General features: G+C 40.9%; 18 protein-coding genes. 11 read left to right on the forward strand and 7 right to left on the reverse strand.

The window, feature by feature from the left end:
• Positions 1-104: 104 nt before the first annotated feature.
• Genes AAH582_RS15520 through AAH582_RS15530 form a run of 3 tightly spaced genes read left to right on the forward strand, consistent with a single transcriptional unit; the run spans position 105 to position 3,410 of the window.
• On the forward strand, positions 105-1,280 hold the full coding sequence (locus tag AAH582_RS15520; RefSeq protein ID WP_343318511.1) for a glycosyltransferase family 4 protein: 1,176 nt from the start codon (positions 105-107) through the stop codon (positions 1,278-1,280).
• On the forward strand, positions 1,268-2,269 hold the full coding sequence (locus tag AAH582_RS15525) for a lysylphosphatidylglycerol synthase transmembrane domain-containing protein (protein WP_343318512.1): 1,002 nt from the start codon (positions 1,268-1,270) through the stop codon (positions 2,267-2,269). Before AAH582_RS15520 ends, AAH582_RS15525 begins: the two co-directional genes overlap by 13 nt.
• Positions 2,270-2,318: 49 nt before the next feature.
• On the forward strand, positions 2,319-3,410 hold the full coding sequence (locus AAH582_RS15530) for a glycosyltransferase family 4 protein (protein ID WP_343318514.1): 1,092 nt from the start codon (positions 2,319-2,321) through the stop codon (positions 3,408-3,410).
• Positions 3,411-3,643: 233 nt separating this feature from the next.
• Here the strand turns inward: AAH582_RS15530 and AAH582_RS15535 are convergent, their stop codons facing one another.
• From AAH582_RS15535 to holA, 6 genes are all read right to left on the reverse strand, one after another.
• Entirely contained in the window at positions 3,644-4,873 is a 1,230-nt protein-coding gene (locus AAH582_RS15535) for a sterol desaturase family protein (RefSeq protein ID WP_343318515.1), read from the reverse strand.
• Between the two features lie 337 nt (positions 4,874-5,210).
• Positions 5,211-6,794, reverse strand: coding sequence for an MDR family MFS transporter (locus tag AAH582_RS15540; RefSeq protein ID WP_070565506.1), 1,584 nt, complete (start codon positions 6,792-6,794; stop codon positions 5,211-5,213).
• Positions 6,795-6,796: 2 nt separating this feature from the next.
• The gene (locus AAH582_RS15545; RefSeq protein WP_070565508.1) at positions 6,797-7,900 is read right to left on the reverse strand and encodes an HlyD family secretion protein; all 1,104 of its coding nucleotides are present in this window, start codon (positions 7,898-7,900) and stop codon (positions 6,797-6,799) included.
• Positions 7,901-7,914: 14 nt separating this feature from the next.
• On the reverse strand, positions 7,915-9,225 hold the full coding sequence (locus AAH582_RS15550) for a TolC family protein (RefSeq protein ID WP_343318518.1): 1,311 nt from the start codon (positions 9,223-9,225) through the stop codon (positions 7,915-7,917).
• Positions 9,215-9,832, reverse strand: a complete 618-nt coding sequence (locus AAH582_RS15555) for a TetR/AcrR family transcriptional regulator (RefSeq protein WP_046674533.1) — start codon at positions 9,830-9,832, stop codon at positions 9,215-9,217. Before AAH582_RS15555 ends, AAH582_RS15550 begins: the two co-directional genes overlap by 11 nt.
• A gap of 218 nt (positions 9,833-10,050) precedes the next feature.
• A complete protein-coding gene (gene holA, locus AAH582_RS15560; protein ID WP_046674532.1) occupies positions 10,051-11,058 on the reverse strand; it encodes a DNA polymerase III subunit delta in 1,008 nt (335 codons plus the stop codon).
• Positions 11,059-11,557: 499 nt separating this feature from the next.
• Between holA and AAH582_RS15565 the strand changes: the two genes are divergently transcribed.
• From AAH582_RS15565 to AAH582_RS15600, 8 genes are all read left to right on the forward strand, one after another.
• Positions 11,558-12,019 carry a type I restriction enzyme HsdR N-terminal domain-containing protein gene (locus tag AAH582_RS15565; protein WP_343318521.1) on the forward strand — a complete coding sequence of 154 codons (462 nt, stop codon included), beginning with the start codon at positions 11,558-11,560 and terminating at the stop codon, positions 12,017-12,019.
• Positions 12,020-12,187: 168 nt separating this feature from the next.
• Complete coding sequence (gene clpP, locus AAH582_RS15570) at positions 12,188-12,889, forward strand: ATP-dependent Clp endopeptidase proteolytic subunit ClpP (protein WP_046674530.1); 702 nt, start codon at positions 12,188-12,190, stop codon at positions 12,887-12,889.
• Positions 12,890-12,891: 2 nt separating this feature from the next.
• On the forward strand, positions 12,892-14,142 hold the full coding sequence (gene clpX, locus AAH582_RS15575; protein ID WP_046674529.1) for an ATP-dependent Clp protease ATP-binding subunit ClpX: 1,251 nt from the start codon (positions 12,892-12,894) through the stop codon (positions 14,140-14,142).
• A gap of 122 nt (positions 14,143-14,264) precedes the next feature.
• Positions 14,265-15,098, forward strand: a complete 834-nt coding sequence (locus tag AAH582_RS15580; RefSeq protein WP_046674528.1) for an AMP nucleosidase — start codon at positions 14,265-14,267, stop codon at positions 15,096-15,098.
• 245 nt (positions 15,099-15,343) lie between these two features.
• Entirely contained in the window at positions 15,344-16,507 is a 1,164-nt protein-coding gene (locus AAH582_RS15585) for an efflux RND transporter periplasmic adaptor subunit (protein ID WP_231585279.1), read from the forward strand.
• A 77-nt stretch (positions 16,508-16,584) separates the two neighbouring features.
• Positions 16,585-19,737 (forward strand): efflux RND transporter permease subunit, encoded by a 3,153-nt coding sequence (locus tag AAH582_RS15590; RefSeq protein WP_343318524.1) that lies wholly within the window; start codon positions 16,585-16,587, stop codon positions 19,735-19,737.
• Positions 19,737-21,203: an efflux transporter outer membrane subunit gene (locus tag AAH582_RS15595; RefSeq protein WP_343318526.1), complete on the forward strand. Its 1,467-nt coding sequence runs from the start codon at positions 19,737-19,739 to the stop codon at positions 21,201-21,203. The genes AAH582_RS15590 and AAH582_RS15595 overlap by 1 nt, the downstream gene beginning before the upstream one ends.
• 25 nt (positions 21,204-21,228) lie before the next feature.
• Positions 21,229-21,441 (forward strand): DUF6965 family protein, encoded by a 213-nt coding sequence (locus AAH582_RS15600; protein ID WP_070565692.1) that lies wholly within the window; start codon positions 21,229-21,231, stop codon positions 21,439-21,441.
• A 32-nt stretch (positions 21,442-21,473) separates the two neighbouring features.
• Here the strand turns inward: AAH582_RS15600 and AAH582_RS15605 are convergent, their stop codons facing one another.
• Positions 21,474-21,851, reverse strand: coding sequence for a response regulator (locus tag AAH582_RS15605; RefSeq protein ID WP_053003736.1), 378 nt, complete (start codon positions 21,849-21,851; stop codon positions 21,474-21,476).
• Positions 21,852-21,995 lie beyond the last annotated feature (144 nt).

Consider the following 21,995-nt stretch of genomic DNA (forward strand, 5'->3'; position numbering starts at 1 on the left):
AAAACTAATAATTTATAAACACTATAATGACAAAAGGTTAATACCTGCATAGCATAGGGGTTACAGCTTTCAACTATTTTTATACAACCCCTAATAAGAATAACATGAGAAAGGTAGCCTTCTTTACAGAGATACTCGTCGAGGATTTTGACGGTGCATCACGAACAATGTTTCAGCTGATAAACCGTATAGACCAGCAGAAATTCAACTACTTCTTTATTTATGGCGGCGGCCCTACGCAATTTCGGAATTTTCATTCTTACAAGGTACCCACCTTCAAAATACCGGTCAATGACGATTATTGTCTCGCTATTCCACAGCTTATTAAAAAGAAACTTGAGCTCGCCTTAGATAAATTTGCTCCCGACATGATCCATATTGCCACTCCTTCCCTTTTAGGTTTTTTTGCATTAAATTATGCCAAACGGAAAGGTATTCCTGTCCTTACAATCTATCATACACACTTCATTTCATACATTGCCTATTATTTCAAAAACATATTACCCTTAGTCAAACCGACTGAACAATGGATGAAAAAAGCAATGAATAACTTTTACAACAAATGTGATATTGTCTATGTACCGACCAAATCCATTCTAAATGAATTACAGCAGATCGGCTTACAACAAGAAGGATTAAAGCTGTGGCAAAGGGGAATAGACACAGCTCTGTTTACCCCCCAAAAAAAGAATCTATCTCAACTGCAGACCATCACAAAGAATGACAAACCAACAATCCTTTTTGTCAGTCGTATCGTCTGGGAAAAAAATATTAAAACGCTTATTGAAATCTATCAACAGATACAGGCCCAAAACCTCGACTATAATTTCATTGTTGTCGGTGAAGGAACAGCCAAAATAATTGCGATGCAAGAGATGCCAAAAGCCATTTTCTTAGGAAAGAAAAACCATGATGAACTCGCAATTCTATATGCTTCAGCCGATGCCTTTGTTTTTACGTCGGTCTCAGAAACGTATGGAAACGTCGTTGTCGAAGCATTAGCATCCGGACTTCCTTGTGTTATCGCCAACGGCGGAGGCTCGGCCTCCTTGATTCAGCACGGAAAAAATGGATTTAAGTGTCAACCTGAAAATGCGGCTGGATATGTTTACTACCTCAAAAAAATTCTCTCCGACGCAAGCTTAAAAAGGAATCTCGTCATTGAAGGCCTATCCTATGTTAGGCAACTGGATTGGAATAGACTAGCTGGACGCTATTTTAATGACATTGAACTATTGATAGACAAAACACAGGAAGTCGATTTGGCATGGGCAAACTAACAAACCCAAGCAAACTCATCAAAGGTATTTTTTTACTTTTGATTCTGGTGTCCATCACGATCTTTCTAGCGAAAAGCGATTTAAATGCGTTGAAAAAAGAGCTCTCCTCTGTTGGTTATCGCTTCATTGTTATTTTGTTTACAACTTGCGCGGCCTATTTTTTAGGTACATTAGCTTGGTGGATATGTTTAGGCTCTGCAAAAAAGAAGGTCAATCTGCTCGAACTCTTTGCCGTCCGTCAAATCGGGGAAACCGTTGGACTATTCAATCCCACAAGCATTATCGGTGGCGATTTATTAAAGGCACAATTGATAACCCGTTATGACATTCCTTTAAAAGAAGGATTGAATTCGGTTGCAATATCCCGTATTACTGCCGTACTGTCTCAATTGACACTCTTTTTGATTGCTATGATCTGGTTGATATTTTCTCCTTTAAAAAATGAAATTATACGCTACGCAGGCCCAGTAATTTATATGATCTGTATGTTCTTATTTCTTTTGATGATCTTGATACTTTACTGGTTAATAGCGGCAAAAAGTCCCTCACAAACCAAGGCTTCAACAGCAACACCTTTTGGAAAAGCACAAGCGCATGTTCAGTCACTACTTTGGAGTGTAAAAGACTTTTATAAACATCAAAATAAGGTTTTTTGGTATTCTTACTTACTTTTTGCACTACATTGGATTATTGGCAGCCTTGAATTCTATTATATTCTACAATTTTTGGGCGTTTCAGTACAACCAATACATGGTTTAATAGTAGATATGAGCGTCATTGTGCTAAAAAGCATCGGTGCTTTTATTCCAGGACAGCTGGGCGTTGAAGAAATCGCCAATAAGCTCCTACTCCATATGATCGGTATTACAGGAGGTAGTATTTGGCTCAGTGCTTCATTATTACGTCGCGGCCGACAGCTCACCTGGGTAGCACTGGGTTTTATATTTTATCTATGCATCAAAAAGAAACCAGTACATGTACCCCTCTGAAATAGAAATACTTTTTGTCAGTCACAAATATCCCCCAAGTGTTGGCGGTATGGAAAAGCAAAGCTTTGAACTCATCAATACTGCAGCCCTTTACTTGAAAGTACACACCTTAGTCTATGACAATCGGGAACCCCTTTTAGCCTTCTTCTTCCAGCTGAATCGCCGCATTCTAGCCAAAATTAACGATAACCCCGGCATCAAGCTTATCCACTTTAATGATGGATTAATTGCGTCCTTCGCCTCTTTTCACAAAGGATATACCCATTTAAAACGTGCTGCCACGCTTCACGGTCTGGATATCGTTTTTCCACTTCGTTATTTTCAACGTAAGATCATACCGCGGTTTAACACTTTTGATCAGCTTATTGCCGTTAGCCAAGCCACCGCCGACGCCGCAGAGTTACGCGGTATCGATCCAACCAAGATCATTGTTATACCCAACGGTGTAGATCCGATACACCACTCCACTCAAGACAATAAACAGGCCGACGAAAATAAGCCTTATTTTATCACTTTGGGACGCCCTGTTAAACGGAAGGGCTTCTCGTGGTTGATGAAACATGTCATCCCCGCGATTCAGGGCGATTTCAAATTACTAATGGTGGGGCCATTCGATCAAAAACCGCAATGGAAAGAACGCCTATTGCAGCTTACACCAAAAAAGATAAATCATTTAATCACCCTATTCCTCGGATTTCCCACCGATCAAGGGGCCATCCGAAAATTACTGAAAGCATACCCCGAAAAAATTGAACATCTTGGAAAAGTTCCATTCGAACAACTGCAAAGCCTCCTGACCAACGCACAGGCCTTTTTGATGCCCAATATTGAAATGGCCGGTGATATGGAAGGCTTTGGGCTCGTCTGCCTAGAAGCTTCCACAGCAGGCACAATTGTTGTTGCCGCCGAATTAGAAGGAATTACAAGCGCCGTTACACACAATTACAATGGGCTTCTCCTGCCAAGCGAAAACCAAAACGCATGGATCGAACAACTTCAAGCCATTTTAAAAGATCCAGTCCACTATAAGAAGCTAAGCCTACAATTTAAACAGAATACCCTAAAACAATATAGCTGGGATATTATGGCCAGATCCTATTGCCAATCATTTGCAGACTTAGTTACAGCAGCAGATAAATAATTGAACGTAATACCGCATCAAGTTGACTGCTTCTGTCATCCACGCGGAAAGCTCTTCAAAAGGCATTGTTTATAGAACTTACTTACTTGCTTGCTTGCTTGCTTGCTTGCTTGCTTGCTTGCTTGCTTGCTTGCTTGCTTGCTTGCTTGCTATACAGATAAAAGATCAATTAAATGATGAAATATGAAACAATAGGTGCTTACTTCCAACGACAAGAACTCATGCGGATAAATTCAACGTCTTTCAAGACGCAAAACTTTTTTATAGCGAACTGCTAACGGTCGATAAAAAATCAATTGAATCAAAGCGAAACATCCTACCAAAACAAGTCCCAATGGTGAATAAAAAGTTAGAGCAATATACAGTAGTAATAAGAATAACCGCAGCATCTCAAGTGGAAAAACCCAGTCTTCATGTTCTAGAAGTCCTCCAATACAAATAACACTACAAAGAATAAATCCCCCGCCAATAACGAGTTGTATCAGTTGCTGATAATTACCATAAAGCAGAAAGAAAAAAAGAAGTGTCATCGTCAACATGGACTGAAAAAAGATATAGCGGCTTAACGCCTGCGCATGAACTTGCGGCTTAGCTCCGGCAAATATGCGCTCTTCCAGTTCTTCGCGAATTTCAGGCTGTATATCGTCAGGCTTACCGAATATAGTCCGCATTTTGTTCTCAAATCCTTTCGCCCGCTTAAATGACAAACCAATTTCAAATAAATAATGAAAATGCTGCCATAGAAAAGTATAGCGGTGAATGGGCTTTGTGAGCCCATAGACACAAGGCTCCTCCTTTTGTTCCGATATAAATGTTCCAAACAGCTTATCCCAAATAATCAGGATATCCCCATAATTCTTATCCAGATAGATTTCGTTGCTGCTATGATGCACCCGATGATGGGAAGGCGTTACAAATAGCCGCTCCAAAATACCCAAATTTCCAACAGTCTGCGTATGGGAGAAAAATGGATACACGCCATGAATCAACAGAATAGCGGTCATCATAAAGGGCGGGAACCCCAAAAGGGGGATAAAAGCCCAAAATAGCGAACGGAAAACGGCTTGAAATATGGTGATCCGGGCCGCCACCGTAAAGTTATAATCTTCACTTTGGTGATGTACAACGTGCGCAGCCCACAATAGGTTTATTTCATGGCTATAGCGATGATACCAATACCAGAGAAAATCTGTAAATAGGAAAAGTATAACCCAGGTCCAAACATTAGCTTCAATCTGAAATATCGCAAAATTTTGATACACCCAAACGAAAAAAAAGTAAAATAAACTAACGGAAAACATATCACACATACGCTCAACGATACCAACATTAAGATTTGAGATCGATTCATCAAAAGAATAAAAACGTTTCTGTTTTTTGAGGCTATACCCATATTCCAACACCATCAGAATTAAAAATAAGGGAATGATAAATGCCAAAAAATTAAGTTTTTCCGTATACATCCATTTGCTATTTTAAAGACAAACAATCTATCTGAGTCGCTATTTGATAAGATTCGTCTTTTCTGATGCCAAAAGATAAATTCTTTCAAACTCTTTATTATTAAACAATCAATTTTAAATCAGGTTTTTCAATTTATGGTTTTTCAATTGATCAAAGGTATGCTTGCTCCTGTTTAGACAAGACCAAACGCCAACCTTAAGGACTTTTCTATCGCAAAAGAAAATGCACAAAAAAATCCTCAAAAAGCTAAACACTTTTTGAGGACTTCTGACTGAACGATAACCAGTACTTTACTGAGAAGTCACCCTGATACCAGCTTACCGGACTATTTAAATGCTAATGCACACTGGACATATCGATCTGCGTCTTTCCTTGTTTGATCATCAAAACAAAGGGGACACACAGCAAAAATACCACACCCAGATACAAAAACACATCCATGTAGGATAATACAGTAGCCTGTTTCATCACGCTCATATCGAGTATCTGGTGTGCTTTGGCCAAAGCTTCATTGGGCGAAAAACCTTTCGCCTGAAAGCTCATTTGCAATTGTTGCACCCGTTGTTGCACATCAAACTTGCTTGGATCTAAATTAGCCACCAGATCGACGCGATGTTTTTGGCTATCACGGGCAATAAATGTCGTAATTAAGGCTATACCAAACGAACCACCCAGCTGGCGCATCATCCCTGTAAAGGCAGCTCCTTCACCGATTGACTTACCATGTAATGTCGATAGGGAGAGTGTCATGACAGGTACGAACAACAATCCTAAGCCAACTCCACGGAGAATTAGGGGCCAAAACATGTGCTCTGCTCCCGTATCATTGGTCATGAGACTGTACATCCAAAAACAGAAGCCAAAAAAGATACTTAGTCCTACGGCAACCATATATTTTTGGGGAACACCATTTTGGATCATCTTCCCAATAAAAGGCATCATGATACCGGTCATGATTGAACTTGGCAACAATAACAAACCTGCGTCTGTGGCCGTCCATCCCAATATCGACTGTGTATAGATTGGAATAATAAAAGTCGATCCAAACAAGCCGAAACCAAGAATAAAACTCATCACTACACCAACCTGCAAATTCTTATCCTTCAATACCCGCAAGTTAACAATGGGTTTATCATAGACCAATTCCCGCCATATAAAGAACAATAGTCCGAAAACAGACAAGATTGACAAGCCTAAAATCAAGGGATCGTCAAACCAATCATCCTGTTGTCCATGTTCCAATACAAACTGAAGGGAACCAATAAACATGATCAAAAAGATCATACCAAACCAATCCACTTCCTTTGCAGATTGCTTTTGGCTATATTTAGGACTGCGCACAAAAGATAAGGTCAACAAGGTCGCAATAATCCCTAACGGCACATTGATATAGAATATATATGGCCAGGAGAAATTATCGATAATATATCCACCTAACGGTGGGCCTAGCGTTGGACCAATAATTACCCCCATACCATAGATAGCCTGAGCCATACTACGTTTTTCCTTCGGGTAACTCTCTGTAATAATGGTCTGCGCTGTTACTAACAACGCTCCCCCGCCCATCCCTTGTATAAAACGAAATGCAACAAGCTCCCAAATATTGGTCGCGTTACCACATAAAAATGAAGATACTGTGAATATGATAATAGAAGCCGCGAAGTAATTTCTTCGTCCAAATTGTTGGGACAACCAGCTGGTCATCGGAATCACAATTACGTTGGCAATTGCGTAAGCCGTGATAACCCATGCCACATCCGTCAATGTCGCTCCCAACGAACCTTTCATGTCGTTCAGAGCCACGTTGACGATGGTTGTATCCACGATTTCCAACAGCGCACAAAGCACCGCCGTAATCGTGATTACAACACGTCGAAAACCATATTCAACCAGACTATCTTGTTGATTTAAATTTTCCATAGTTATTGAACATGCACATCTACGTCAGCATTCATGCCCGGTCTGAGCAAAGCCACATTTTCTGCTTTATTGTCTTTTGTCAATTTGATTTTTACAGGTAAACGCTGAACAGTCTTCACAAAGTTACCAGTCGCATTATCTGGCGGCAATAAAGAAAAACGCGATCCTGTCGCCGGTGAGAAAGAATTTACTTCACCTTCAAATTCGATATTAGGATAAGCATCCACTTTGATCCCCACCTTTTGACCAGGCTTCATTTTTTCCAATTGCGTCTCTTTAAAGTTGGCTACTACCCAAGTTTCAATATTATCGACAATGTAGAATAAAGACTGACCTGGATTGACCATTTGTCCAGGCTGAACCTTAATGTTGGATACCTGACCATCCACAGAAGCCAGTACCGCGGTATAAGAAAGGTTCAATTTAGCCGCCTCAAGCTGTGCATTCGCTCTTTTTATATTCGCCTCAGCAACAGAAGTTTGTTTTGAAGCCACTGTAGTCTTACTGACGATTGCATTACGTTGCGACGCACTGGCATTGCGTTGCTGTTGCAAAATTTCAACCTGCTTGTCGGCTTCCAATTTCGCAGTCAATGCCTGCTCGTACTGCTGTTTCGTAATGGACTGGTTATTGTATAAGTTTTGGTAGCGGATATAATCATTGTTCGCTTGCTTAGCACGAATACGTGCCGCATCGATGCTGCCTAAATTAGATTGGATCGTTGCATCTGAGATCGCCACATTAGCCGAAGACGCAGATACATCTGCCTTTGAAACATCAAAGCTACTTTGAGCTGCTGCCAAGGCTGCTAATGCCTCGTCCACACGAACCTGATAGTCTTGACTCTCAATGGTAAATAACGTATCCCCTTTTTTAACCAAATCATTGTCCTTTACATAGACTTTAGCGATAAAACCACCCACCCGTGGAATGATCGGGCTCATGTTTTTCTCTACCTGCGCATCGTCTGTAGTCTCATGCGCCTGGCCATGCATATATTTATACGCCCCATAAGCCCCTCCGAAGATGACCAATGCAGCCAAAACAATTGTAAATTTTTTATTTGTACCTTTTTTTTCAGGTGCGTTTTCTACTGTATTTTCCATGTCTAGATTAATTGCTATTTAATGTTTAAAGACCCATTTGCTAACAGCAGGTCGTAATATTTTTCAATGGTGTTTGCTTTGCTGATTGCCAGATTGATCTTGCTTTGCAGCTGCTGTACGTCTGCGGTCAACAAGTCGTCGGTATCTGCGATACCATTATCGTACTTATCTTTGGTGATCCGATAATTTTCAACAGCCTGATCCACCGCCTGATGATAGACCACATCCTGCTTTTGTGCCAGCATATAGTTTTCATTGGCCTGTTGAACCTGCACTTTTACCTTGTCATTTAATAATTCAATATGCTCATCAATTTCCTTGATACGGTTTTTTGCCACATTCACTTCTCTTTTATTTTTGTAAAGCGAACCGATATCGTAAGAAACGCCGATGCCAACCATGGCAGCATTCGTCACGGTAACCACCTTTTGAAGACCAAAAGCATTGTATCCAGCTGTTGCAGCAACAGTTGGCATGGCAGCCGCTTTTGTTACTTTCAACTGATCTTCAGCAACCAAACGTTGCGATTCCATCGATTTTAGATCTGAGCGCGAGGTTTTTGCTGCATCATATGATGCTTTTAAGCCCAAATCCACACCTGTGACTTCGCCCAAATTGATCTGATCCAGTTGGGTATCTTCATCAATTTTCAAGAAATTAGCCAATTGATAATTCAGCACCTTGATATTTTTCTGTGCTTCCTGAAGCGAAACCTGATAGTTTGAAAGCTGCAGTTCTGCTTTTAATAAGTCATTACGTGCGATCAAACCATTATCCAACATCGCTTTAAAATCCGAAACACGTTGCTCCGACTGCTTAATATTTTCAGCAATCAACAAATTGGTTTGCTGAGCCTTATAAAGACTCAAATAAAGATTTACTGCACGTATAGCCAATTGTTCTTTGCTCGCTACAGCATTGTATTCCTCGGCTTTCAATACATCCTTTGCAATAGCAATGCCGCCCTTAATTCTGCCACCGGTATAGATTGGCATACTCACCGAAGCCTGTCCTAACCACAATTGGTTTGCAGCGATATCTGGAGCAGATCCCCCCCCACCTAAAGCCAACTTTAAATTCACATTTGGAGTAGTCATAGCCATGTACTGTCCACTCAATTTTGCATCAGGAAGTTGTTTCGATTTGGCCGTTTCCACCTCGAGCTGCCTACCCCATATCTTGGTGTCGGCAGACTTCGCTTCCACGCTTTGATTTGCGGCCAAGTGAATTATTTCTTCCAAAGTCATGTGCTTGTTGTCCTGTGCCAACAAACCCATGGGACTTAAAAGCAATAAAGCACTCAAATTGGCCAACTTATTTTTCATATGTCAATAAAGCTTTAATTGTTGTCTGTATAAATTCTGTTAAAGTTGTTTCTATATAATTTGCATATTCTTCATCGTTATCGATATGCAACTGATCTTGCAAAAAGCAATGGTTCATCTGGAAATTCATAAAAGTTCCCATCATCATCGAATGGATTAAAATTGGATCATATCCACCTTTGAACACCCCCTGTTCTACACCTTCATTGATCACGGACGAGATAACCTCCAGGTTATGCAATTTGAGCTTCCTGAATGCTTCAGAGATCAGCATCCGCTGTTTTAGTGAACTTTCAATGGTAATAATATGATACAGCTTACGATGCGAATTCATCGATTTAATTGATCGATCTACCATCGCGTCTATTTTGTCCAGCGCATTGTCAATAAGCGCCAACTCATTCACATTGATCATAAAATCAGGGACACGCCACTCAAAAAACGTATCCAGCAACTTGTCCTTTGATCCAAAATAATAGTTGATCATTGCAACATTTACATTCGCTTCGTTGGCAATATCGCGCACGGAAGTCCCATCAAACCCTTTGGTTGCAAAAAGACGCTCAGCTACAAGTAAAATATCAATCTGTTTCTCGTTAAATTCCATTTTAAACCTCGATCTTTTAAAGATACCATCGCATATTCATAGCGATAATAAAAGACGTTCTCGCTAAATGCGCGACAAAGTTAAACAAACGTTTAATTTAAACAAGTGTTTAATTATTAAATTTGTGTAAAAAAAAACACCATTTCTGGTGTTCGCTATTTCAGATGGCATTTATTTCGCCAATGTTGGATGGGCTTGCTGCGCTATATTGGATGGGATTAGTTAAGGATCCGGTAGATCATTTCTTTTAAAATCTCTTCACTATTAAAATTGCTCGGCACATTCACACCTTTGGATTTCAAGTCGGTCTCCTTCAACACATGGAGCACATCGAAAGTTTTCCGTCTATTGTAATTTCGTGCGGCAAGCTCATATTCTTTCAGGAAGAATGGATGTACCCCCAATTCTTTTGCCGCAACCGATTTGTCGATTAGATAATGGTATTTGAGAATCTTCGTGAAGTAGGTAGCAATTTGTCCAATAACCATCACCAGTGGATTATTTTTGGGATTGGCCACAAAATAATCGACGATCTGATACGCTTTTAGGGCATTGCGTTTAGCCAATGCAGTATTTAATTCAAAAACATTATAATCTTTGGAAATACCAATATTCCGTTCAACATCTTCCATGCTTATTTCTTGGCTCTTTGGAACATTAAGCATCAGCTTATCAAGTTCATTGGCCACTTTTGATAGATCGTTACCAAGATAGTCCGCAATCATCACCGCAGCTTGCGGATGAATGCGCCAACCCGCATCTTTTACATATGTGCCGATCCAAGGGCCCACTTTATCGTCATATAGTTTGGCTGCATCGACGACTAAGCCTTTTTTTTCAAAAACTTTATAGATCTTTTTGCGTTTGTCAAATTTTCCATGTTTAAAACAAAACACAAGAATGGTGGTCGGTGTAAGATGCTCCAGGTATTTCGTCAGCAGTTCTTCTGTATCCGATTTCCATTTCAGCTCCTGTGCTTCCTTGATGATAATCACCTGATAATCGCTCAACATGGGATACCGTTTTGCGGCATTGACAACGGTAGACATATCAATATCTTTTCCGTAGAAAATCGATTGATCAAAGCCCTTCTGTGCTTCGTTCAGTACGGTCGTCTCCAACGCATCAGCAATGGTATCAATGAAATAACTCTCCTCACCTTGCAATAAATACACTGGTTTAAAAGACCTGTTCTTAATATCGGATAAGATCGGATTGATGTTCATATGTAAAACTATCGATAGTATTTATTTTCACTGGGCCCAATTAAGCTCTTTACACGCGGCAACTTGTCTAAAGTTGCTATGGAGTACCCGGTCTATTTATTTATTTTTTCACTGCAGATCGGTTGCCCCATTACTTTCCCGCATCCAAACAATCTGCTACAGTCTAAAATGTCCCATGTTATTGCATCTTCACATGGTGTATCTAGTTCGACTATGGACATTTTATAGGAAGCAAAATTACGATTTTAATGGCAATTTAAACGAGTAACCCTGCCGAATTAACGCTTTTATAATTGATTCATCTACTGTCACCACTTTAAGCTATTGGTTTAAAGCCATGAACATTTAGCACCACAAGTTCCACAATTCTGGTCAAGCAATACTGCCATAAAAGCAGACCTGAGTTTTTTTACAAAAAATCATCTTCGTCAGCAAAAAAACACCATATTTCATGCCTGATGAATGTATTTCTTTTGCTAAAAATTTAGTATATTTGTGTATGTTTTCACCGACTCCACTGAACTTACCACCGTATCAAGCTAAAATATCCAAAAAGAATAATGCGATTTACATCTTTGATGAGCTCAGAAAAAAGGACCTGGTGTTAACGCCGGAAGAATGGGTTAGACAGCATTGGATCAACTATTTGTCGCTCATGAAAAATTACCCCAAGGCACTGATGCATATCGAAGTTGGTTTGAAATTAAATAACCTGCAGAAACGAAGTGATTTGTTGATTTACAACAGCAGCGGGCATAAGGTCGTTTTAGCTGAATTTAAAGCGCCACACGTAAAAATTACCCAACAAGTATTTGAGCAAATTGCAAATTATAACACGGTTCACCGCATACCTTACTTGTTAGTGAGCAACGGCATGAATCATTACTATTGTAAAATTGATTTTAACAGGGAGTCTTACGAATTTTTGGAAGACCTTCCCAACTACAATGAAATTGACTAAGGAGCTATGCATGAAATAGATAAAAATTAATCCGGAGATTCAGTCTCCCATAGGTCTTAAACGGGGAGCACCGAAAAAATGTAAAGTAGATGTAAAACATCTTTTCAATTTATTTGATTTTTAAAATATAGTTTTATATTAGTCCTACAGAATAGAAAAAATAAAAAGATGAATATAGATAAAAACGAATTCAGAAAATATGCAGTAAAGCATCACCGTATTGGAAGTCAACATGTTGATAGCTTCATTGCACGTACAGAGACTAGCATTCCGACAAACCTTACACCTTACATCGTCGAAGAACGTCAATTGAACGTTGCTCAGATGGATGTATTTTCACGTTTGATGATGGACCGCATCATATTTTTAGGCAGCGGTATTGATGATCAGGTAGCCAACATTATTCAGGCACAGCTCCTGTTCTTACAGTCTACCGATGCACAACGTGATATCCAGATCTACATCAATTCACCGGGTGGAAGCGTGTATGCTGGATTAGGAATTTACGATACCATGCAGTACATCACGCCAGATGTAGCAACCATCTGTACCGGCATTGCAGCATCTATGGGGGCTGTTCTTTTAGTTGCTGGTGCAAAAGGTAAACGTGCAGCCTTACGTCACTCGCGCGTCATGATTCACCAACCTTCTGGTGGCGCTCAAGGAGTCGCAGCCGATATGGAAATCAACTTACGTGAGATGATGAAATTAAAAGAAGAATTATACACCATTATTTCAGATCACTCTGGACAAACTTACGAATGGGTAGAAAAATCTTCCGATCGCGACTACTGGATGCGGGCCAACGAAGCCAAAGAATTCGGTATGATTGACGAGATTTTACTTCCTAAGAAGGAGATTATTAAATAACAATGGCAAAGAATAACGATAGAGACATTCATTGTTCGTTTTGTGGCATAAGCAAAAATGAAGCCCAGATGCTTATTGCTGGCAACGGTGCACACATCTGTGACCGTTGTATTCAGCAAGCAGGCGAGATCTTGGCAGAAGAATTAAAACAACGAAAAAGCAAAACCTTACAGACAGCTTTAAAGTTGATCCGTCCTTTGGAGATCAAAACTCACTTGGACCAATATGTAATCGGTCAAGATGATGCAAAAAAAGTAATTTCTGTAGCCGTTTATAATCACTATAAACGTTTAAATCAGAAAGTGGATAAAGATGAGATTGAAATCGAAAAATCCAATTTGATTATCGTAGGTGAAACAGGTACTGGTAAGACCTTGCTGGCAAAAACTGTCGCCAAGATACTCAATGTACCTTTCTGTATTGTGGATGCAACGGTATTAACAGAAGCAGGTTATGTAGGGGAAGACGTCGAAAGTATATTGACGCGTTTACTGCAAGCAGCAGATTATGATGTTGCTTCGGCCGAACGTGGTATCATCTATATCGATGAGATTGACAAAATCGCACGTAAAAGCGACAATCCTTCCATTACCAGAGATGTATCAGGTGAAGGTGTGCAGCAGGCGTTATTGAAGATTCTCGAAGGTACAGTTGTAAACGTTCCACCACAAGGCGGCCGTAAACACCCCGATCAAAAAATGATCGCAGTCAATACAAGTAATATTCTATTTATCTGTGGTGGTGCATTTGACGGTATTCAAAAGAAAATTGCAAACCGTTTGCGTACGCAAACAGTAGGTTATAAAATGAACGAAGACGAAGAGGAAATTGACTTGAACAATCTGTACAAGTATATTACACCTCAGGACTTAAAGAACTTTGGTTTAATCCCCGAATTGATTGGCCGTCTTCCAGTATTGACTTACCTCAATCCATTGGATAAGGAAACATTACTGAGCATATTGACTGAACCAAAAAATGCGTTGGTAAAACAATATAAGAAATTGTTTGAATACGAAGGTATCGACTTAAAATTTGATCCGGAAGTATATACCTTTATTGTAGACAAAGCTGACGAATTCAAACTGGGGGCCCGAGGCCTGCGCAGCATCTGCGAAGCCATTATGCTGGATGCCATGTTTGAGATTCCGTCAACAAAAGAGCAAACCGGACAGAAAGCATTGGAAATCACCTTGGACTATGCGAAGAAAAAATTCGAAAAGTCCGATTTGAAAAAGCTTAAAGTCGCTTAAAAAAAATCCCGTTCGCTGAACGGGATTTTTTTTTAAAAGAATTAAAAATCTTATATTACAATAATAACATAGCCATAACGGAATGTTGACAGGAAGATAAGAGATTCAAGAAATTAAATTTAATGACTATGACAACAAAGAAAAGTGCAAAGAATACCGTAAATAGTCCGATCACACCCGGTTTAAAAACCAAAGAAGAAATCGTGAACAACTGGCTTCCCCGTTATACGGGAAGACCTTTGGAAGAGTTTGGAGAATATATCCTTTTAACGAACTTTTCAAAATATATCCACCTTTTTTCTGAAATGCATGATAATGCGCCCATCTATGGCGAAGATAAACCCATGCAATCTGTAACGGCCGGAGGAATCACCATTATCAATTTTGGCATGGGAAGTCCTATGGCTGCCACTATTATGGATCTTTTGGCAGCTATTGCTCCTAAAGCAGTGCTGTTTTTGGGAAAAACCGGTGGGATTAAGAAGAAGATTCCTGTTGGCGAATTAATTCTACCAATTGCCGCTATCCGCGGTGAGGGAACATCCAACGACTACTTTCCACCCGAAGTACCTTCATTACCAGCCTTCGCCATGCAAAAGGCTATATCCACCACAATTCGGGACCACCAACGGGATTACTGGACCGGAACGGTATACACCACCAATAGACGCGTCTGGGAACATGACAAAGCTTTCAAAAAGTATTTGAAATCAATCCGTGCCATGTGCGTGGATATGGAAACAGCAACGATATTCAGCGTTGGATTTGCTAATAAAATCCCAACAGGCGCATTGTTGTTGGTTTCAGACCAGCCGATGATTCCAGAAGGTGTTAAAACCTCAGTCAGTGACGTCACTGTTACCGCAAAATATGTAGAGGCACATATCAGTATAGGTATTGATGCCTTAAAACAGCTTATCAATAACGGATTGACCGTGAAGCACCTTAAATTCTAAACACCCTAAAAAACACATCATATTTTCCTTTACAGCGAAAATATGATGTATCCCTACGCGATAAGCAATTCTCTCACAGGTAATTACAACTATTAAACATTATTTTTGATTAATAATTGAACAGCGATTAACTATTAATCGGGATGTTAACAAATGTTAATCTTCACAATAATTAAACGATTTGTCGTTTATATTGTAATATTCATATTACTCAACACATATATCGTAAAAATTAATCAAGCATTGTGAAGAAAAAAACATTATCTATTTTTAAAGTATCCGTATTGATTTGTTCAGCCTTAGCCACGCAGGTAAGTTGTTCTTCAAGTTCTTCAAAAGAAAATAAAACCAATGAAAAAAATGTAGCCTTGCCAGTCTATACGGTCACTAAATCAGATGCAACCACCATCAAGGACTATTTAGGAACCATAGAAGGTAAAGTCAACGTAGAAGTGCGCCCGCAGGTTGAAGGACTGCTTCAGGAAATTTATGTCGATGAGGGTTCTTTTGTTCAAAAAGGCCAAAAGCTATTCAAGGTAGACCCTTCTACTTATCAGGAAAATCTCAATAATATGGTCGCTACGGAGCAGGTTGCCAAGGCCAAACTAAAAAATGCGCAGCTTGAAGTCGACCGCTTGAAACCACTGGTTCAAAACGAAGTCATTTCGGACGTCAGGCTGGCTTCGGCAAAATCAGATTATCAAGTCGCCAAAGCAACGCTGGACCAGGCCATCGCAGCCGTACGTTCGGCGCAGATCAGTAAAGACTTTACAGTTATTACGGCTCCCGTAAGCGGTTATATTGGCCGCATCCCAAAGCGTATCGGAAACTTGGTATCAAAGGGCGATAAAGAGCCCCTCACCTATCTTTCGGACATCCAGGAAGTGTATGTGTATTTCTCCATGAATGAATCAGATTTTCTTTATTTTTCCAAGGCACAGGCCAAAAAAGATAGTATCGAAGGAAAAAAGTATAACCAGAATCAAAAGCTTATCTTTCCAGAAGTGACTTTGGTGCTCGCGGATGGCGAAGAATATGCAAAAAAAGGTGTGGTTGATGCCGTCAACGGCCAGATTAACCGGACAACGGGAGCAATCTCCTTGCGTGCGACATTTCAAAACCACGACAATATTCTTCGATCCGGAAGCAGCGGCACCCTTAAGATTGCCGAAGTAAAAAAAGATGTTCTTCAAATCCCGCAGATTGCCGTCAATGAATTGCAGGATAAAACCTTTGTCTATATACTGGACCAAAACAATAAGGCGCAAAAACGAAATATCCAGCTTTCGGGAAAAAGTAAAAATAACTATATCGTCTATTCAGGCCTCAAGGAAAACGATCGCGTTATTACCAGTGGATTTGACAAATTGACCGACGGTTCTCCAGTAACTCCGATTTTACAGAAATAATTATCGATCATTTTTGCATACTACCCGGTGCCAGGCATGCTGTGCGCCAAAAGTAGCGTGTTTTAAATTCTATGTATATGCTAAAAACATTTATAAATAGGCCTGTATTAGCCACGGTGGTTTCCATTATCCTGGTTATCTTAGGCTTAGTGGGGCTAAAACTCCTGCCTGTCTCGCGCTTTCCAGAAATTGCTCCACCCAGTGTGCTTGTTTCACTAAGTTATCCGGGAGCTAATGCCGAAACCGTAGCAAAAAGCGTTTTACTACCTATCGAAGAAGCCATCAATGGTGTGGAGGATATGACCTATATCAAGTCGTCTGCCTCCAATTCAGGATCAGGAAGTGTGTCGGTGTACTTTAAGACAGGTACCAATCCTGATATTGCCTCTGTCAACGTACAAACACGTATTTCCAAAGCGATCAGCTCCATTCCCGCCGAAGTCAACGAAGCCGGCATCACTGTCATGCCACGGCAAACCGGTGTGATCATGACCATTAATCTCTACTCCGATCATCAGGATAGTGCCTACGACGAAACCTTTCTGCAAGCCTATGCACAGATCAACCTCATGCGTCCTTTACTGCGTGTCGATGGCGTAGCTCAGGTCTCCCGTTTGGGGGCCAGAGATTATGCCATGCGCCTTTGGTTAAATCCCGAAAAGCTAGCCCTTTATAACCTCGTTCCACAAGATGTTATGAATGCTATAAAAGATCAAAACTTTGAGATTGCCCCCGGTAAATTTGGAGAAACCTCGGATGAAGCTTTCGAAACAGTGATCCGTCATAAAGGGCGTTTCACCACACCGGAGGAATTCCAGAGTATTGTGATCAAAACCAACACCGACGGTTCAGTGCTCTATTTAAAAGATGTAGCCCGGGTAGAATTCGGTGCTACAAATTTAAGCAGCGACAACAAGGTAAATGGGCATCCCGGTCTTACACTCAACTTAACTCAGACCAGTGGTTCCAATGCCCATGATATCGACATTGCCGTCAGAAAGGTTCTTGAAGAACAATCAAAAACATTTCCAAAAGGCCTACACTATGAGGTGACCTATTCTGTACGTGATCAGATCGACGAATCGATTAACCAAGTGGAGCACACCCTTTTTGAGGCCTTTATCCTAGTATTTATTATTGTCTTTATCTTTCTGCAAGATTTTAGATCCACCCTGATTCCGGCAATTGCAATCCCTGTTTCCTTGGTGGGAACCTTCTTTTTTCTACAGCTTTTTGGATTTTCGCTCAATGTCCTCACGATGTTTGCTCTGGTACTGGCGATTGGAATCGTGGTGGATGACGCCATTGTCGTCGTCGAAGCTATCCATGAAAAAATGCACAGTACAGGAATGAAACCCAGGGCCGCGACATTGTCAACGATGTCCGAGATTACGGGAGCTATCCTGTCAATAACCATGGTCATGGCTGCTGTATTTTTGCCTGTAGGATTTATGGAAGGGCCAGCAGGTATTTTCTATCGACAATTTGCCTATACCTTGGCAACAGCGATTCTGATTTCAGCTCTCAATGCCTTGACTTTAAGTCCAGCCTTATGTGCGCTACTCCTGAAAGCCCCACAGCATGATACCAATCCAAAAAGCAGCAAAATCAATCAATTTAAAGATCGTTTCTTTAAAGCATTCAATACATCTTTTGATCGGCTGACCGCCCGTTATGTCGCTCTTGTAGAAATACTGATCAAGAATAAAAAAATAGCCTGGGCAGGCTTAATTTTAATTACAGCACTTGGCATCGTGTTTATGATTAAAACACCTAAAAGTTTTATTCCGACCGAAGATGATGGCTTTATTACATATAACATTGCCCTCCCTCCCGGCGCTTCATTGAGCCGGACAACTGAGGTCCTTCATCGTGCCGATAGTATTTTAAAGAAAAGAAAGGATATCAATGGCATGACAACAGTCTCTGGTTTTAATGCCTTGGACGGAAGCTCCAGCCCGGCCTTCGCTGCGGGTTATATTACCTTAAAACCACATGCCAAACGCGAGCACATCAAAAACATTAATGCGTTTATGGATACCATCAGGCATGATCTGTCCCAGATCAATGAAGCAACGTTTACGGTGTTCCCCCGACCTACCGTACAGGGTTTTGGAGACTTTGCGGGCATTGAAATGGTTCTTCAGGATCGGATGGGTGGTGACATTCGGGATTTCAACACCATTGCAGATACCTTTATCAACCAGCTTAATACGCTGCCTGAAATTCGCAGCGCCTACACAAGCTTTAAATCAAACTTCCCTCAATATGAAGTAAATATCGATGCCGTAAAGGCAAAATCGCTGGGCGTCGAAATCAAAGATCTTATGTCCACAATACGGTCTTATTTTGCACGTGTACAGGCAAGTGATTTTAACCGGTTTGGTCGCCAATACCGCGTTTATGTCCAATCGGATTTCGACTTCCGGAAGGATCCCGAATCCTTCAATTCTATTTTTGTGCGGAATAGTAAAGGCGAAATGGTTCCTATTAACACCATATTAACTTTAGAAAAGACGGTGGGTCCGGAAACTATTACACGCTACAATCTGTACAACGCGATAGCGGTTAATATTACACCTGCGGAAGGCTATAGTACCGATGATGCCATGCAGGCTATCCAAAAATTGGCCGACAATAAACTTCCGGGTAATTACGGTTTTGAATGGACGGGCATGAGCTATGAAGAAAGTCAGTCCGGTTCACAGACGATCTTGATTTTTGCGCTTAGTATCCTATTCGTCTACTTCCTGCTTTCGGCCCAATACGAAAGCTATATCCTCCCTTGGGCAGTACTATTGTCCATACCAGTCGGCCTGATCGGCGTTTTTGCCGTGATCAACCTTGTGGGACTTCAAAACAATATTTATGTGCAAGTCGGACTCATTATGCTCATTGGCCTCTTGGCCAAAAATGCGATTCTGATCGTGGAGTTCGCTGTCCAGGAGCGCAAAAACGGTAAGAGCATTGTCGAAGCAGCCATTAGCGGTTCAAAACTTAGGTTAAGGCCAATCTTGATGACCAGCCTCGCTTTTGTTGCAGGACTGGTACCCTTGATGTGGACGGTCGGCCCTTCGGCGATCGGTAACCATTCGATCAGTTTCAGCGCCGCCGGCGGCATGCTGTTTGGTGTAGCATTCGGCATCTTTATCATCCCTGTACTCTTTGTCGTATTCAAAAATTTGGATGAAAAAATACATGATAAACTAGCTAAAGAAGAGGAAGAATAATGAAAAATATAAAAAAATACCTTTCGGGGATAGCTATCATCGTGGGGCTCTTAGGCCTGATGAATGCTTGTAAGATCGGCAAAGATTATGTGCAGCCCAAGTTCAAACTTCCGGAAAACTTTCGTGGCGATACATTGGATTACTTTGGGGATACTTCCAGCATGGGCCTTATCCATTGGAAATCCTTCTTTCACGATCCCACATTAAAACTATTGATTGATTCGGCCCTGGTCAATAATTTTGAAATGAAGACCGCTTTACTCAACCTTCAAATTTCAAACAGGGTATTAGCGCAGAACAAAGCCAATTATCTGCCCAGTGTAAATGCGACAATTGCCAATGGAAACCGTACTTGGCGATCGAAGGACTTTGGCAGCGGCCCACTCAGCAAATACTACGATCACAAGGGTGAACAAGCTCCTCAAAATATGTTCGTCTATCAGTCTATGTTTGGCTCCGATATTAACTTTAGCTGGGAAGTCGATATCTGGAAGAAAATAGGAAGCAAACAAGAGCAACTCTTAGCTGAGTATTTGGACACACAAGAGGCAAAAAATGCCATACAGACCTCGATCATCACAGCCGTGGCAAAAGGGTATTTCAATCTCTTGATGCTCGATGCCAAAATTGAAGTTGCCAAACGGAACGTCCAATTAAACGATAGCACCCTCCGCATGATCAAGCTCCAATATGAAGCCGGTGAAATCACGGCCTTGGCGATCCAACAAACGCAATCCCAACGCCTATTGGCAGCCTCCCTCGTTCCCGAGATCGAAAAGGAGATTGTCATCCAGGAAAATGCGCTGCAGACACTGACGGGAAAATTACCCGACAGCATCAAAAGAGGAACTTCTTACGAGCATCTCTTCGCGGAGAGCAAAGACATCTCCCTGGGCTCTCCGATCGAGATCCTGCGTAATAGACCTGATATCCGGTCATCGGAATTTCAACTGATGGCAGCCAATGCGAATGCAAATATCCAACAGGCTATGCGTTATCCGTCATTGACCGTGGGCGGCGTATTGGGTGTAAATAGTATGCTCCCTAAAAATTGGTTCAATATCCCCGGCGCATTGCTCGGCGGAATAACAGGCAATTTAACAACGCCTATTTTCAAAAACAGGACATTGAAAACACAGTATGAGGTAGCCAAATTGGAACGTGATAAAGCCGAAATCCAACTGCAACAAAAAGTCGTCGAGGCTGTCGCCGAAGTCTCTAATGCCGTGGTCACCGTGGATAAGCAACGTGAACAATTAGCTCTGGCTAAAGAAAGGGTCGAAAATGCGCACCTGGCGGTTAAAAATGCAGGTTTACTCTTTAAAAGTGGGTTTGCCACCTATTTAGAGGTTATTACAGCGCAAAGTAATGCCCTAAACAGCGACCTGGATCTCGTCGAATTGCGACAACAGCATTTAGATGCCTTTGTAGATCTGTATCGTGCGCTCGGTGGAGGTTGGAGATAAGGATTTAAAACTTTATTTTTGTGGTATGACTCCAGAAGAATTACAACACTATTTTCAATCCAAAGACTTGCCTGAAACGCTGGAAATACAGCAAGATATGCAAGTTTTCGACGTACAGCGTTTCTTGAGCACAAGCTTCATCCATGTGAGCTTATGGAAAAAAGATTTAAGCAAATGTCCATCTTGGATTAGACTGCTGAAATTCAAGGATGCCCTAGAAGCAAAAGAAGAAGCCTAACATCTGTTAGGCTTCTTCTTTATTTATACGTTCTATAGGCTGGGCGCAAGTTGTTTCATTAATAAAGGCATCTGCTCTTTCGAAAAGATCTCTTCTGCCCCAGCGTCTCGCAATTCCATGCGCTCATTTTCATCACTACTTGATGTCAACCCAAATATTCTGATCGAGGGAAATCTTTCTCTCACAATTTTTGCTGTTTCTATTCCGTTTAATACAGGCATATGCAGGTCTAATATACATATCTCAGGAAGCTCATGCTCGTTTTCATGGAGGTAGTCGATCAACTCCCTCCCATTGGATGCACAATAAACCAAATCCAATAAATGTGATTGAGCCATCGCTCGCATCAACACATGATGAATCATCGCATCATCTGCGTAGACAATCGTACATCTATCTTTGGTATCCATTTGAATAAGCTGTCATTTAGTAATTATAAAAACAATATTATATAAATATGTAATAAAATAAAAAATACAGAAAAAAGTTAGCAATAATTATGTTATTATACAAATTTTATTTCAAAATGTCCAATATTAACAATCCAACAAACT

This window comes from Sphingobacterium multivorum (assembly GCF_039511225.1).
Taxonomy (GTDB): Bacteria; Bacteroidota; Bacteroidia; order Sphingobacteriales; family Sphingobacteriaceae; genus Sphingobacterium.